The 13,934-nt window shown below is 37.5% G+C and carries 12 protein-coding genes; 6 read left to right on the plus strand and 6 right to left on the minus strand.

Annotation, left to right across the window (positions count from 1 at the left end):
• Positions 1-88: 88 nt before the first annotated feature.
• From FFM59_RS08270 to FFM59_RS08285, 4 genes are all read right to left on the minus strand, one after another.
• Positions 89-643, minus strand: coding sequence for a TetR/AcrR family transcriptional regulator (locus FFM59_RS08270; RefSeq protein WP_137602570.1), 555 nt, complete (start codon positions 641-643; stop codon positions 89-91).
• A gap of 322 nt (positions 644-965) precedes the next feature.
• Complete coding sequence (locus FFM59_RS08275; RefSeq protein ID WP_137602571.1) at positions 966-1,193, minus strand: hypothetical protein; 228 nt, start codon at positions 1,191-1,193, stop codon at positions 966-968.
• 12 nt (positions 1,194-1,205) lie between these two features.
• The gene (locus FFM59_RS08280; protein WP_137602572.1) at positions 1,206-2,000 is read right to left on the minus strand and encodes a tyrosine-protein phosphatase; all 795 of its coding nucleotides are present in this window, start codon (positions 1,998-2,000) and stop codon (positions 1,206-1,208) included.
• Positions 2,001-2,025: 25 nt separating this feature from the next.
• Positions 2,026-2,985 (minus strand): GDSL-type esterase/lipase family protein, encoded by a 960-nt coding sequence (locus FFM59_RS08285; protein WP_137602573.1) that lies wholly within the window; start codon positions 2,983-2,985, stop codon positions 2,026-2,028.
• 102 nt (positions 2,986-3,087) lie between these two features.
• Between FFM59_RS08285 and FFM59_RS08290 the strand changes: the two genes are divergently transcribed.
• From FFM59_RS08290 to FFM59_RS08305, 4 genes are all read left to right on the plus strand, one after another.
• On the plus strand, positions 3,088-4,104 hold the full coding sequence (locus FFM59_RS08290) for a DUF1002 domain-containing protein (RefSeq protein WP_137602574.1): 1,017 nt from the start codon (positions 3,088-3,090) through the stop codon (positions 4,102-4,104).
• Between the two features lie 228 nt (positions 4,105-4,332).
• Positions 4,333-5,502 (plus strand): galactokinase, encoded by a 1,170-nt coding sequence (locus FFM59_RS08295; protein ID WP_137602575.1) that lies wholly within the window; start codon positions 4,333-4,335, stop codon positions 5,500-5,502.
• Between the two features lie 99 nt (positions 5,503-5,601).
• On the plus strand, positions 5,602-7,047 hold the full coding sequence (locus tag FFM59_RS08300) for a UDP-glucose--hexose-1-phosphate uridylyltransferase (protein WP_137602576.1): 1,446 nt from the start codon (positions 5,602-5,604) through the stop codon (positions 7,045-7,047).
• 18 nt (positions 7,048-7,065) lie between these two features.
• Complete coding sequence (locus tag FFM59_RS08305) at positions 7,066-8,064, plus strand: LacI family DNA-binding transcriptional regulator (RefSeq protein ID WP_137602577.1); 999 nt, start codon at positions 7,066-7,068, stop codon at positions 8,062-8,064.
• 187 nt (positions 8,065-8,251) lie between these two features.
• Here the strand turns inward: FFM59_RS08305 and FFM59_RS08310 are convergent, their stop codons facing one another.
• On the minus strand, positions 8,252-8,905 hold the full coding sequence (locus tag FFM59_RS08310; RefSeq protein WP_137602578.1) for a DUF6198 family protein: 654 nt from the start codon (positions 8,903-8,905) through the stop codon (positions 8,252-8,254).
• A 301-nt stretch (positions 8,906-9,206) separates the two neighbouring features.
• On the minus strand, positions 9,207-10,373 hold the full coding sequence (locus FFM59_RS08315; protein WP_137602579.1) for an iron-containing alcohol dehydrogenase: 1,167 nt from the start codon (positions 10,371-10,373) through the stop codon (positions 9,207-9,209).
• Between the two features lie 285 nt (positions 10,374-10,658).
• On the opposite strand from FFM59_RS08315, the gene FFM59_RS08320 reads away from it, so the two are divergent.
• Both FFM59_RS08320 and pepF read left to right on the plus strand, forming a co-directional pair.
• Positions 10,659-11,933 (plus strand): dicarboxylate/amino acid:cation symporter, encoded by a 1,275-nt coding sequence (locus tag FFM59_RS08320; RefSeq protein WP_137602580.1) that lies wholly within the window; start codon positions 10,659-10,661, stop codon positions 11,931-11,933.
• 14 nt (positions 11,934-11,947) lie between these two features.
• Entirely contained in the window at positions 11,948-13,753 is a 1,806-nt protein-coding gene (gene pepF / locus FFM59_RS08325) for an oligoendopeptidase F (RefSeq protein ID WP_137602581.1), read from the plus strand.
• Positions 13,754-13,934 lie beyond the last annotated feature (181 nt).

The raw sequence follows: 13,934 nt of genomic DNA on the forward strand, positions 1-13,934 counted from the left end.
TTTACTTGATAATAGAAAATGGCACCAGTAGAAATTCACAAAGTGAATCTCTATCAGTACCAAATATTGTAGAACCATTTTTAATTAATTAGCTCGAAAAGGCAGCTAATTCGCGATTGACAATTTCTTTAATAGTTTCATTTGAAGCCGCTAAGACTTCTTTGGAATGTTCTGGGGTAACCAACCAGCTTTGGAAGTGGTCAATGATTCCAGATGAGATGAATTCCATGGCAACTCGGAAATCATCAGGTGTATAACTATTACTTTGCATACATTGATTCATAAATACGCGGGTTAAAATGTCTTTTCCATCTTGAAGAATGAACGAATAGTCATCATTCTTAGCAATATGGACGTAAACATCGAAACGTTTGAACATCAAATCTGTCATACCATCCATGAAAATTGAAACATCAAAATCTTCCATTTGAATGAATAGTGCAGATGCTTCAGCAGCTAATTGATCTTCCAATTCTGCGAGAACATCACTAATTGAACTGTAGTGAGCGTAAAAAGTCTTACGATCAACTGAAGCTTTCTTTGCTAGTTCACTTACAGTAATATCAGGAAAGTTTTTATATTTTAAGATTTCTAACAGTGCATCGCCGATTGCGGTCTTGGAGCGTAATACTCGTTTATCCATAATTTAAATCACCCACCTAAATGATAGTGTACATTAGCGTTAATGATGAAATCAGTCATATAACGGAATATTATAATATATTATACATTTATTTTTAAAAAAGTACACCATTTTTTCCCGGGTATATATATTTTTGTTGCACATCGCGATGTTACCATTGGCTAAATAGCCAGTATATCAATGATACACCAATATTGAGTTAAAATTGTTTATAATCAAGTAACGATTTGTATGACTGACAATTTTTCAACAAGTCTTTCAATATTTGTCAAAAATCAGACTAAAAAACGCCAGGCAAGGAGTTCTTGCCTGACGTTTTAAATTACATCCAACCAACTATTTTAGAAATAATCAAAAATATCAGATAAATAACTGACAGAATGACGACGACTAACATAAATTTAGAGTGGAATTGTTTATATTCATAAACACTCCAAATTGTGAATAAGCCGGTTGAAATCATGTACATCCAGTGGTAATCACCAAACAAATTCATGAGGAAGGTGATGGTGACCAACAGTAAGATACCAATATTAAAAACTTTGTTCATGGAGTGGTTCTCCTAGCTATCTAAAAAATTATGTTTCAGAATTTGAATATCTGATTTACTCAATTCCAAATGTTCCTTCAAATAGTTCGGCATATTACCAAAAGTGGCATTAATCGTTTCCATGGATTTCTTTAAATAAGCTGGAGACACGGTGGCAAGTGCACGAGTATTATCGGCAAATGCAGTTGGTAACCCAGCGTCAAGAATATCTTTAATGCGGTTATTAACGTAGTTGGCAGTGACAGCGTTGGTTAATAGATAATCATTTTCAATTGTTTTAACATCGACATCAAGTGCAGACAGTAAGAACACACTGCCTAATCCAGTGCGATCTTTACCAGCAGTACAATGGTAAAGAACTGATTGTTCTGGCGTGGCTTCAATCAATAGACGAAAGAATTTTTGATAAGCGGATTTAGCCTGATTAGTGGTGACCATTTCTTGATAAACGTCGACCATATGATTAAACCCAGCTCCAGGATTATTAGAGTACTCACGTTGGATTTCTTCCTGGCTGTGTGAAGCATCAGTTTTATCAGTCTCAAAAACTGATAATCTGTGGTAGGCAGCGTTGCTGGGAACCTTATCAGGCTGCAATTTTGCTTCCATTGGTGCCCGAAAATCAATATCGACCGCCACGTTGAGTTTTTGTAAGGTTGTTAAGTCCGATTGATCTAGCTCATGTAAATGACCGGATCTAATTAATTTATGCCATTTGACAGTCTTGCCATCATTAGTTTGATAACCGCCTAAATCACGGAAATTATTACCATGTTTGATTGATAATAGTCGTTCATTTGATTCCATATAGACCTCCTACTTATTAAGTACGTTAAAAAACAGTTGTTTGAATTAAATTTGCTAAATGAGTGCCAGCATTTTTTGAACCCCGTAAATTAGGATGAACTTGGTCAGTTGTTGAAACATCCCATTCATGCGTCTCAACTAGTATAACAGGTTCATCATCAAATACTTCATGAAAAACACTTTCGAAAGCTTGATTGAAGGGGATGATAAAGATTAATTTAGCGCTAGACAGGTTACTTTGTAGCAAATCATAAAAATTTATCAGTTTATCTTTAAATTCTTGATTGGTATGAATTGAATCGTTAGTCCCGATATTGATGACAACGAGATTTTCAGTATTGAGTGTAAACTCTGTTTCTGAATCTAACTGGGTAAGGTATTGATCAGTGGTGGGAACGCCTCCCAAACCCTGTCGGAACAAACCAGCTGCTGAATAGGCAATGTAAGTGGCATCTGCATGTAAGATATCTGAACAAATACCGACGAAATTTTGATAAGGGGAATCATCCATTGAGGCATTTTTACCGGTCACCCAACGCCCAGCAGTAATAGAATCACCCACAAAAGTAATTTGGTGTTTGGCTACCAACGGACTGATTTGGGCATTGTCGCTAAACACAAATTGTTTAATGGCCAATCCTTGCTTGCCAGTCCAGATTTCATCAAAATCAGAGTTACCAGCAAACATTACTTCAATTTGGTGTGGCTGGTTGTTTAATGGTAGATAGATTAGCTCGTTGACTCGAAATCGCGTCCAAAGTTGTCCATCCACGCGGATTGCCAGTTCCTGTGGATTGCTAAAATAATTACCATTATTAAAACAGTCTATTTTAAAGAATTCACTGTGACTCAAATTAAATTTAATTGCACTACCTAAGTTAGTTGAATAAATTGTGTCAATTCCGTGAACGCGTTTGACGGTCCAACGGCCAACTAGGTTAGTCATCGTTGATATATCAGCGGATAAGAGAATCTTTTCCAACATTAAATAATCTCCAGATAAATTAGTATTTCTTTAATTTTACGACAATTAAAAAACTAAGTATATGAAAAATGGTAAAATGGTCGAGTACTCAGGAGGTGCATTATGAAGTTTATCAAACAAATCGCAATTGCAGCGGTTCTTCTAATTGCTAGTGTCTATGTGGCAATTGGTTCTTCAATACTAACAGTTCATGCGGATACGCAAGCCGTTCAAACCACGGCATTATCGAAATCTTACGTCGTTTACGGTGCTGGGATGGCTTCAAGCGCCAAGTCAACTGTAGATAGCGCGCTAGGTGTGACCAGTAGCTATACGTCCCTGACTTCAACAGCTAATGATTATGCAACTTATATCTCTTCAGATGGTACCACAGATTCAGCCATGATTAGTTCGGTGGCAATTTCACCAGCCTCTTCAGGAACGGGTGTAAAAGTTAATATTGCTAAATATGATGGCAATAGTAATATCACGAAAGTTACTGCACAACAATATGCAATGGTAGCGACGATGGCTGGAGTTAATGATGTGATTATCACAGTTACGGCCAATCAATCAGTGACAGGTGAAGCTGCGCTGGCTGGGGTATATAAGGCGTTAGCTACTGACGGAATTTCATTGAGCACGCAAAATACAACTGCCGCTAACAACATGTTGGATGCGACACAATCAGCAATCGATCAAAATAGTGATGACAGTAAATACTCAGGTAAATTAATGGCTGCCGTTGGGGATGTTTCATCTGGCTTGGCTAAAAGTAAGCAAGAAGATGGGACTACCGCAACTCAATCAGAAGTTAAAACACAATTAGAAGCAGCACTGAAAAAATATGGTATCGATGACTCGACGCCAACAACCTCAATTACTTTAATAGTGAATGCGTTAATTCAAGTTCAAAAAGCTCCAGTTTCTTCAACTAAATCATATATTAGTAACGTTTCAGATTTAGCTGATTCATTAAAAAATAGTGCTGGTAACGCAATGTCTAAATTGAGTGACTTTGCCAATAGTGCTGATGGTCGAGCTTTGATGTCCAAATATGGCAATATTTTCCAACAAATCTGGAATAAAATCGTCCTTTGGATTCAAGAATTAATTGCTTACGTACAAACTTTAGTTTAATAAATTTGGTAGCTATTCCAAAACAAGAGATAAATAATGATTTCAGAAAACACGGCAGAAATGTTGTGTTTTTTACTTTGTTTTAGCAAAACAAATTAACCGTTTTCATTGTTGTTAAAATAGGTTTGTCATGAAGAAAAGGATTGACAAAAAGTTAGTTAAAGTTTACAGTATATTTAGTAAAATTTTACCAACAAATAATGACACGATGAAAACAGGAGATTCCTCATGAAAAAAGAAGACTTATTAAAAGAGTATAGTGACGTATTTTCAAAGCAAGCTGATGCAGTGTATTTCTCACCAGGTCGAATTAATGTAATTGGTGAACATACAGATTACAATGGTGGTCATGTGTTCCCAGCTGCAATTAGCTTAGGGACTTTCGGTGCTTATGGTAATCGGACAGATAAGACAGTCGCTTTGTCTTCTGCAAACATGGATGAATCAACAGTTATCACCTTTGAACTTGGTGACACTAAGCCAGAAACGGCTCCTGAACGTAAATGGATCAACTATTTTAAAGGCATGGTTGTCAAATTAACTGAAGCCGGCCAAACATTTGATCATGGATTTAACCTGTTAGTTCATGGAAACCTACCTTATGGTGCTGGCCTATCTTCATCTGCATCAATTGAACTCTTGATGGGTTATATTCTTAAAGATCAATTTAAGTTGAATGTGGAACAACTAGACTTAGTTAAACTAGGTCAAAAAGTTGAAAACGAATTTGTTGGTTTGAATTCCGGTATTATGGACCAATTCGCAGTTGGAATGGGTAAAAAAGATAACGCCATTTTGTTGGATGCCAACACGATGGAATATCAATATTATCCATTAGCATTAGGTGAATACATTATTGTAATCATGAACACTAACAAAAAGCATTCATTGGCCGATTCAAGTTACAATGATCGTCGAGCTGAAAGTGAAGAAGCAGTTCATCGCTTACAAAAAGAACTTGATATTAAAACATTAGGTGAGATTGATGCTGATACGTTCGATCGTTACACTTATTTGATTTCTGATGATGTGATGATTCGTCGTGCTCGCCATGCGGTGCTAGAAAATCAAAGAACTTTGCGTGCAAAAGAAGCATTATTGGCCGGTGATTTGGTACAATTAGGTCAACTAATTAATGCCTCACACGTTTCACTACAATATGACTATGAAGTTTCTGGTGTGGAATTAGATACATTGGCCCATACTGCATGGGAACAACCCGGAGTATTAGGTGCCCGAATGATTGGTGGCGGATTTGGTGGTAGTGCGATTGCCATTGTTAAAAAATCTGAAGCTGAAGCATTCAAGACCAATGTTGGTAAAGTTTATCGCGATAAGATTGGTTATGATGCAGACTTCTACGATGCAGAAATTGTCGATGGACCTCATCAACTATAAAATTTAAAATAGAATTATCAAATGAGGTTGAGCTGGGATTTTAACTTGTTGCTCAGCCTCATCTTAATTAATTTGACAGCATAAGAGGGAGCAGTTGAAATGAAAGTTATTGAACAATTCGTTAATCAAGTAATTGAATCTGGTACGTATGAAGAAATGGATCGATTTTATGTCGCAAATAAAATCCATGGTTTTGTTGGGGATGAAGATGTCGAACGCAATGATGCATCTGTGAAAGATCAATTGATTTCGTTAGCCATTAGTAATCAAAAAATTGAAGATTCCCTAACTGCAAAAGAAATTTTGAATGACCAATTAATGGATTTAATTACGCCAACACCAGCAGCACTGAATCGAAAATTTCAAGAAGAATATGCTAAATCACCAGAAGCAGCGACTAATTTCTTTTATGAATTTTGCAAATCAAATGACTATATTAAAGTTGAAGCGATTAAAAAAAATGTCGAATTTAGTAAAGAAACTAAATATGGCGATTTAGAAATTACCATCAACTTATCTAAACCAGAGAAAGATCCAAAAGCAATTGCTGCAGCTTTAAACTCTAAAACGGTTGAATATCCAATGTGTCAATTATGTATGGAAAATGAAGGCTACCAAGGTCGCTTAGGCTATCCTGCACGTAGTAATCATCGCATTATTCGCATCAATGTGGGCGGCGAAAAATGGGGGTTTCAATACTCACCATATGCCTATTTCAATGAGCATTGTATTTTCTTGGACACTGTTCATGAACCAATGAAAATTAATCGTCAAACCATCTTGAATTTGATTGATATTGAAAACCAATTTCCAAGTTACTTTGTCGGTAGCAATGCTGATTTACCAATCGTCGGCGGCTCAATGCTTGCTCACGAGCATTATCAGGGTGGTAAGCACATCTTCCCAATGATGAAAGCTGCTATTAAAGAGTCACTTGATTTTCCTAAATATGACCACGTTACGGCTGGAATTGTTAATTGGCCAATGAGCGACATTCGTCTGGAAAGTAACGACACGGTACAATTAGTTGAATTAGCCGAACACATCATGGATAATTGGAAACAATATAGTGATGAATCAGTTTCGATTCAAGCAAACACAGGCGATACAGCACATCATACGGTGACGCCAATTATGCATCGTGAAGGCGAAAAGTTCATTTTAGATTTAGTGTTACGTGATAACAATACTTCAACTGAATTTCCAAATGGAATTTTCCATCCACATGATGAAGTTGCTCACATTAAAAAAGAAAATATTGGTTTAATTGAAGTTATGGGTCGTGCAATTTTACCAGCTCGATTATTAACTGAAATGCAGGATGTTAAAAAATTCTGGCTTGGTGAAGATAACGAAATTGCCGCTATGCATTTACCATGGGCTAAAGAAGTTCAAGCTCGTCAAACAATCAATGCTGGTAATGTCGACGATGTATTACATCAAGAATTAGCAACCGTATTTGCACAAGTACTTGAAAATGCAGGTGTATTTAAAGACGATGAGGCAGGTAATCAAGCCTGGAGTCGCTTTATTGAACAACTCTAAGAAAGGTGGTCTACCCCAATGGCAACAACACTAAAAGACATTGCAAATCAAGCTAATGTCTCATTGGCAACCGTTTCCCGAGTGCTTAATGGTGACAGTTCTTTGTCAGTGGGAGAAGATACCCGCCAAAGAATTTTTCAAGTTGCTGAAGAGTTGAATTACACGAAACATCAGCGGACCAAAACTAAGGGCAAGTTTGCACGGATTGCCGTCGTCCAATGGTACACGCAAAAACAAGAATTAGATGATTTATACTACATGTCAATCCGAACTGGCATTGAACGAGCTTGCGAACAAGTTGGTTTTCAAGTGGTTCAAATTTTTGAAAGCAAATTAGATCAAATCCCAACGGCAGTGGATGGTATTATTGCGGTTGGTAAGTTTAGTAAGCGACAAATCCAACGATTTAAGCAAATTTCGAGTAAATTAGTGATGGTAGATTATGATGGGTTACCTAGTGAATGTGATAGCGTTACTGCTGATTTTGAACACGGAACTCAATTAGCAATTGGCAAATTTATTAGCGATGATTTGACCGATATTGGCATGATTCATGGCAGTGAAACGACTAGTGATCACCAGGAATCAATTCCAGATTTACGGCTTCATTACTTTGAACGTGAAATGAAGAAGAGAGATTTATTTCGACCAGAATTGGTTTTAAAAGGTGACTATAGTTCGCAATCTGGCTATGACCAAATGATTACCGCGATTGATACGTTAGGCGATAAATTACCACATGCTTTCTATATTTCTAATGATCCAATGTCTGTCGGTGCCATCAAAGCACTGCAAGAACGTAACATTCAGATTCCGGAACGGGTCAGTTTAATTAGTTTTAATGACACGACAATTGCCAATTACATTTTCCCAGGTTTAACTTCAGTTAAAGTTGCCACGGAAGAAATGGGTGAAAACGCCGTATTATTGATGGAAGAACAACAAACAACAACTCGTGACTATCCGAAGAAATTAGTTTTAGGTACGAAGTTAGTGGAACGAAAAACAACTTTTTAATTGATACTAAAATACAAGCTAATCACTTAATTGTGAGTGGCTTGTATTTTTTGTTGTTTTTATATTAACGGCTTCGCCAATCAGCTCTTTCACCTAACTTATATTTCCTAGATTCCAACAATAGGAATCTTCGTCAATCATCGTTATAAACTCAAGAGCTGTACGATTGGCTCAGCACTTGTTTATTTTAAAAATTAACATGATGTTTAAGACCACGGAAGAAGTGTTGATCTCCCCAACCAATTAAATATCCTTGGAAAGCAACTGACAACACCGTACCGATATTAACGGCATAAAGTTTATGGGTCGCAATTGCAGAAATGATAATAATTAGAATTGGTGGGATATTACTAGTCCATTGAGATAAAACGGAATTTCCATGCATAAATTTAAATCGCAAAATGTATGGTAAATCATCATTTGGATGAATAATTAAATTTGATCTTTGATATAAAGAAACCGCTAGTGACACGCCAACAATGGCAATAATATCTAAGATGATTTTCCAGGCAAGCGCCATTGATGGGACTCCAATACTGACAAACCAATCACGCCAAAATTGAAGTAAGTAGCTAAAAGGAAAGACGAATAATAAATTACGAATTAAACGTAAATAATCGAATTTTTGAATTAATAGTAAGTTTGCAATGGCAACAATGACTCCCATCATCATCAGCACGTTTCCAAGTGAAAAACCTGACCATTCCGATAAATTGGTTGCTGATGCCGTCCAAACTGCACTACCCATATTGGTAACCACTGATAAAGCATTGAAAAAGGTATTAATGACAATTGAAAAGCAGAGAAAAAATAATCTGCCTCCAAAACTATTCTGATGCATAAATTTAAGTCCTTTCAAGAGATACTATCATTCTACAGTTATTGTTGAATAGTATAAAGGAAAGAGTGTGAACTCAATCGGGAGCCCTTGAGCATATCAAAGCTCAAGTGTTTATCGGGTTAGGATAAATAGTTGAGTGAAGATAGGCGGAAAGGACTGATTGAGCGAGCACGTTTCAGAATGGCAAATCGGGAGCCCTTGAGTATATCAAAGCTCAAGTGTTTATCCGGTTAGAAAAATTGTAAGCTGCAACAAAAAAGCCATGGATCTAAAATCCATGACTCTCAAAGTAATTATAAAATTATTTGTTGTAAGCTTCTTTGAACAATTCAACGATATCTGCTTGAGTACCCTTACGAGGGTTAGGTCCAGCATTACCATCAAGAAGTGCATTCTTAGCTAATAATTCGAAGTCTTCAGGTTTGGCACCTAATTGTTTAACAGTCCGAATTCCAACTAAGTCTGACATTCTTTGAAGTGCGTCGATAGCTTTTTGTCCGGCTTCCCAAACATTAAGTCCGTCGATATTTTCGCCCATGAAACGAGCGATATCAGCAAAGCGTTGTGGTGAAGCAATCATGTTCCATTTTTCAACAGTTGGCATTAAAGCAGCACAACATTCACCATGAGGAGCATCGTATTGACCACCAAGTTGGTGAGCCATAGCATGGACATAGCCAAGGTTAGCATTATTAAAGGCCATACCGGCTAATAATGAAGCTTCGGCCATCTTTGTACGAGCTTCGACGTTATGTCCGTCAGCGACTGCTTGTGGCAAATATTCGCTGATTAATTTGATAGCTTGAATTGCTTGTGCATCGGTAATATCGTTACGGTTTTCTGAAACGTATGATTCAACTGAATGAGTTAAGGCATCCATCCCAGTTGCTGCAGTCAATCCCTTAGGAACATCAAGCATTAACAATGGATCATTAAATGATACCAATGGAACGTTACGCCATGAAATCACAACGAACTTCAATTTTGTTTCTTCGTTGGTAATAACAGCGTGGCGAGTAATTTCGCTAGCAGTACCAGCAGTAGTGTTAACTGCCAACAATGGTGGCAGAGGATTTTTAAGAGTATCAATTCCGGCTAATTTAGTAATATCATCACCATTAGTCAAAACAATACCAATACCTTTGGCACAATCGTGAGATGAGCCACCACCAACTGAAATGATACTATCACAGTTAGCATCTTTATAAGCTTGCTTACCTTCAGTGACGTTGCGAACTTTAGGGTTTGGTTCAACGTTATCATAGAATGCATAGTCAACACCGGCTGCGTTAAGTGATGCTTCGGTTTGCTTAACGGGACCATTTTCGAGATTGCGTAAGAATGAATCTGTGACAATTAATGGTTTCTTCATACCCAGTAATTTTGCACGTTCGCCAATTCCTTTAATGACATTTGGTCCAAAGAAGTTAACGTTGGGCATCATGAAATCTGTGTTAGGTTGTACCATAGTAAGTTCCTCCAGAAAAATAAAATTAGTTGTAAAACGGTTACAAGTTAATTGTAACGCATTTCACAATAGTTGCAACGTCAATGTTTGTAAGGGGTGTGAATGATTTCACTGGTACACTTATCACCTAATCTTTAGAAAACTGGAGTGACAATACTTGGGTACTTTTGATAAGTAAGTTGTAGAATAAAAAAAATAAATAAAATTAATTTTAGTTGAATAGGTTAACAACTTTTAAATTGTGCTAAACTAATTTTAACTGTGTTATAAGGAAGGAAACGAGTCATGAAGAAATATCGAATGCCCAGACTTTCACTGGGATGGCAAATAATCATTGGGTTAGTATTAGGTATTATTTTTGGGGTTATTTTTTATCATAATAAAACGGCCATTACAGCGATGCAAAATTTGGGAACTATTTTTATTAGTTTGATTCAAATGATTGTGTTGCCAATTGTCGTGTCTTGTTTGACCGTCGGGATTGCCAACATGGGCGATATTCATAAATTGGGACGAATTGGTGGCAAAACATTAATTTATTTTGAAATTATGACGACGTTTGCGATTGCGTTGGGACTAATTGTCGGTAATATTACACATCCCGGCACGTTCATTAATATTCATGATTTGCACGGATCAGATATTTCTAAATATATGGCAACTGCTAAATCAGCCTCGCACACTGGCTTATGGGATACCTTGATGGGAATTATCCCAACAAACTTCTTCGCTTCATTATCAGCCGGCGACATGATGCCCATTATCTTTTTCTCCGTCTTCTTTGGTTTAGGGACTGCGGCGATTGGTGAACGGGGACAAATTATTATTGATTTTCTCCAGGCCGTGTCAGAAGTTATGTTTAAAGTCACAAATTGGGTGATGAAATTTGCTCCCATTGGAGTCTTTGGCTTAATCGGGATGACAATTGCGGAAATGGGGTTAAGTGCCCTGGCACCGTTGGGCTTGTTTGTCCTAATTACCTACCTCACGATGGCCTTTTTCATTGTTGTCATTTTAGGGATTGTCTGCAAAATCTTTAAAATTAAGTACTGGCCATTGATGCGAGTGATTAAGGATGAATTTTTAATTGCCTTTTCAACCGCTAGTTCAGAGGCCACTTTGCCACGACTTGTTTCAAAAATGGAAAAATATGGGGTGAGTCAAGCAATTGTCTCCTTCGTGATTCCGACCGGTTATACATTTAACTTGGATGGATCAGCCATTTATCAATCTCTAGCTGCACTGTTTTTGGCGCAAGCATATGGGATTCATTTGACGATTACGCATCAAATTACACTATTACTGGTGTTGATGATTACTTCCAAGGGGATGGCTGGTGTTCCAGGAGCTTCATTTGTGGTGCTGTTAGCGACCGTGTCGACAATTGGGGTCCCAATGTCAGGCTTAACTTTCATAGCCGGAATAGACAGATTTGTTGACATGGCCCGGACATCTGTTAACGTTGTGGGTAATTCAGTTGCCACGATTGTGATTGGTAAATCTGAAGGCGAATTTGATGAAGAGAAGAATAAACAATATTTAGCCGATTTTAATGGCTGAAAGGATCGATAAAGATGGCAGAAGAAAAATTATTATCGAGAGCTGAAGTTCCTGAAAATTTGAAGTGGAATTTAGCGTTGCTGTATCAATCAGATGAAGATATGAAGGCAGATTTTGAACAAACTACCAAGTTAGTTGATCAATTTGCTGAATTTCAAGGCACCTTAGCAACGACAGCTGCAAACTTAGCTAAAGCATTAATTCTCAGTAAACAAATTGATGAAGAACTGGAAAAAGAATTTGTTTATGCATTCTTGCGCAGAGATAGTGATACGACGGATGCGACAGCGACAGAATTGTATGGAATGATTTCCAGCCAAATGAGTAGTATCAGTGCCAAAATGGCATTTTTTGAACCTGAAATTGTTGAAATGGATGACACCACGATTGATGGTTTCTTTGCTGCAGAACCCAAGTTGGCAGAATTCAAATTCATGTTAACGAAGATTCGAAATGAAAAAGCGCACGTGCTATCAAATTTGGAAGAACAGCTATTAAGTCGCGCTTCTAAAGCTTTAAATGCACCCGATGAAATATATAACACACTGAATGATGCTGATTTGACGTTTGGTACGGTGCACGATGATGATGGAAATGAGGTTCAATTAACTCATGGTAATCGGAGCCAATTTACTGAATCCCAAAATCGAGAAGTTCGTAAAGAAGCCGTTTTGGCCTATGAAAAACCATATCATGAACTTAGAAATACCTTTGCTCAAACGTTGAATAGCTACATGGGAATGCATAATATGACGGCTGATGTGCGTCATTATTCGAGTGCTCGTCAAGCGTCATTAAGTAGCAATCAAATTGATGAACAAGTGTATGATACTTTGGTTAGCAGTGTAAATCAGCACCTTGATTTAGCGCACCGTTGGTATGCCTTGAAGAAAAAAGTCTTAGGCTTAGATAAATTTTACAAGTACGATATCAACGTGCCAATTGCAGGGAATGATTTGCTCAAGACCACTTTTGATGAAGGTAAGCAATTAACTCGTGAAGCACTGAGTGTGTTAGGTCCTAAGTATATGGAAGGCTTGAATCGCGAATTTTATAATCGTTGGATTGATGCCGCTGAAAATAAAGGCAAACGTTCTGGTGGCTATCAGATTAGTGTCTACAAGGCTAATCCATTTATTCTTCTGAACTGGACGGATAAGTTATACAGTACCTACGTTTTGGCACATGAGTCTGGGCACGCCATGCACAGTTATTTTTCACAGGCCGCACAACCTTCTGAATACTTTGAAGCTCCAATTTTCTTAGCAGAAGTGGCTTCAACGTTTAATGAAAATATTTTAACTAATTACCTGCTTGAAAAGTATCAAGATGATAAACAAATCAAAATTTTCATTTTGGAACAATACATTAATGGCTTTATTGGCACAATTTATCGTCAGAGCCAATTTGCAGAATTCGAACATAATGCCTATCAAACCCAAGAAAAAGTCGGGACCTTGACAGCAGATTATTTAGATCAAATGAGTGGTGACTTGGTGGATAAATATTATGGACCAAGCGTGACTCCAACTGGAACGAAAACTCAGAGTTGGGCGTATGTCCCTCATTTTTATATGAATTATTATGTCTATCAGTACGCAACTTCGATGGCTGCTTCAACGGCATTATCTGCTCAAGTTTGGAATAAAGAAGACGGGGCATTACAGCGGTACTATGATTTCTTGAGTGCCGGTGGTTCCGATTATCCGGTTGAAACTTTGAAGCGGGCAGGCGTGGATACTACTAACAGTGACTATCTAGAACAAGCCTTTAAAGTATTTGAACAGCGCTTAGATGAAATTGAAACATTATTAGCATAATTAAAAAGATTGCTAAATAAGTCGTTTGGCTCTTGATATCGTAGAGAGTTGACTGATGGAACCAATTCAAAAAAATGGATTTGCTAAGAAAACTGGCAAATCCATTTTTTGAGTGCGCCCGGCATGGGCGCCAACTAGGTGGTGAAAGTCCACTGTGGGCCGTAGTAGTCGGAACCACTAG

The sequence above is a fragment of the Paucilactobacillus nenjiangensis genome (assembly GCF_005405445.1).
In the GTDB taxonomy this organism is placed as follows: Bacteria; Bacillota; Bacilli; order Lactobacillales; family Lactobacillaceae; genus Paucilactobacillus; species Paucilactobacillus nenjiangensis.

Coding starts and splice junctions, on each gene's coding strand:
- FFM59_RS08295 (WP_137602575.1), top strand. CDS start 4,333: ATGAAAAAAGAAGACTTATTAAAAGAGTATAGTGACGTATTTTCAAAG.
- FFM59_RS08305 (WP_137602577.1), top strand. CDS start 7,066: ATGGCAACAACACTAAAAGACATTGCAAATCAAGCTAATGTCTCATTG.
- FFM59_RS08315 (WP_137602579.1), bottom strand. CDS start 10,373: ATGGTACAACCTAACACAGATTTCATGATGCCCAACGTTAACTTCTTT.
- FFM59_RS08275 (WP_137602571.1), bottom strand. CDS start 1,193: ATGAACAAAGTTTTTAATATTGGTATCTTACTGTTGGTCACCATCACC.
- FFM59_RS08290 (WP_137602574.1), top strand. CDS start 3,088: ATGAAGTTTATCAAACAAATCGCAATTGCAGCGGTTCTTCTAATTGCT.
- FFM59_RS08320 (WP_137602580.1), top strand. CDS start 10,659: ATGAAGAAATATCGAATGCCCAGACTTTCACTGGGATGGCAAATAATC.
- FFM59_RS08270 (WP_137602570.1), bottom strand. CDS start 643: ATGGATAAACGAGTATTACGCTCCAAGACCGCAATCGGCGATGCACTG.
- pepF (WP_137602581.1), top strand. CDS start 11,948: ATGGCAGAAGAAAAATTATTATCGAGAGCTGAAGTTCCTGAAAATTTG.
- FFM59_RS08280 (WP_137602572.1), bottom strand. CDS start 2,000: ATGGAATCAAATGAACGACTATTATCAATCAAACATGGTAATAATTTC.
- FFM59_RS08300 (WP_137602576.1), top strand. CDS start 5,602: ATGAAAGTTATTGAACAATTCGTTAATCAAGTAATTGAATCTGGTACG.
- FFM59_RS08310 (WP_137602578.1), bottom strand. CDS start 8,905: ATGCATCAGAATAGTTTTGGAGGCAGATTATTTTTTCTCTGCTTTTCA.
- FFM59_RS08285 (WP_137602573.1), bottom strand. CDS start 2,985: ATGTTGGAAAAGATTCTCTTATCCGCTGATATATCAACGATGACTAAC.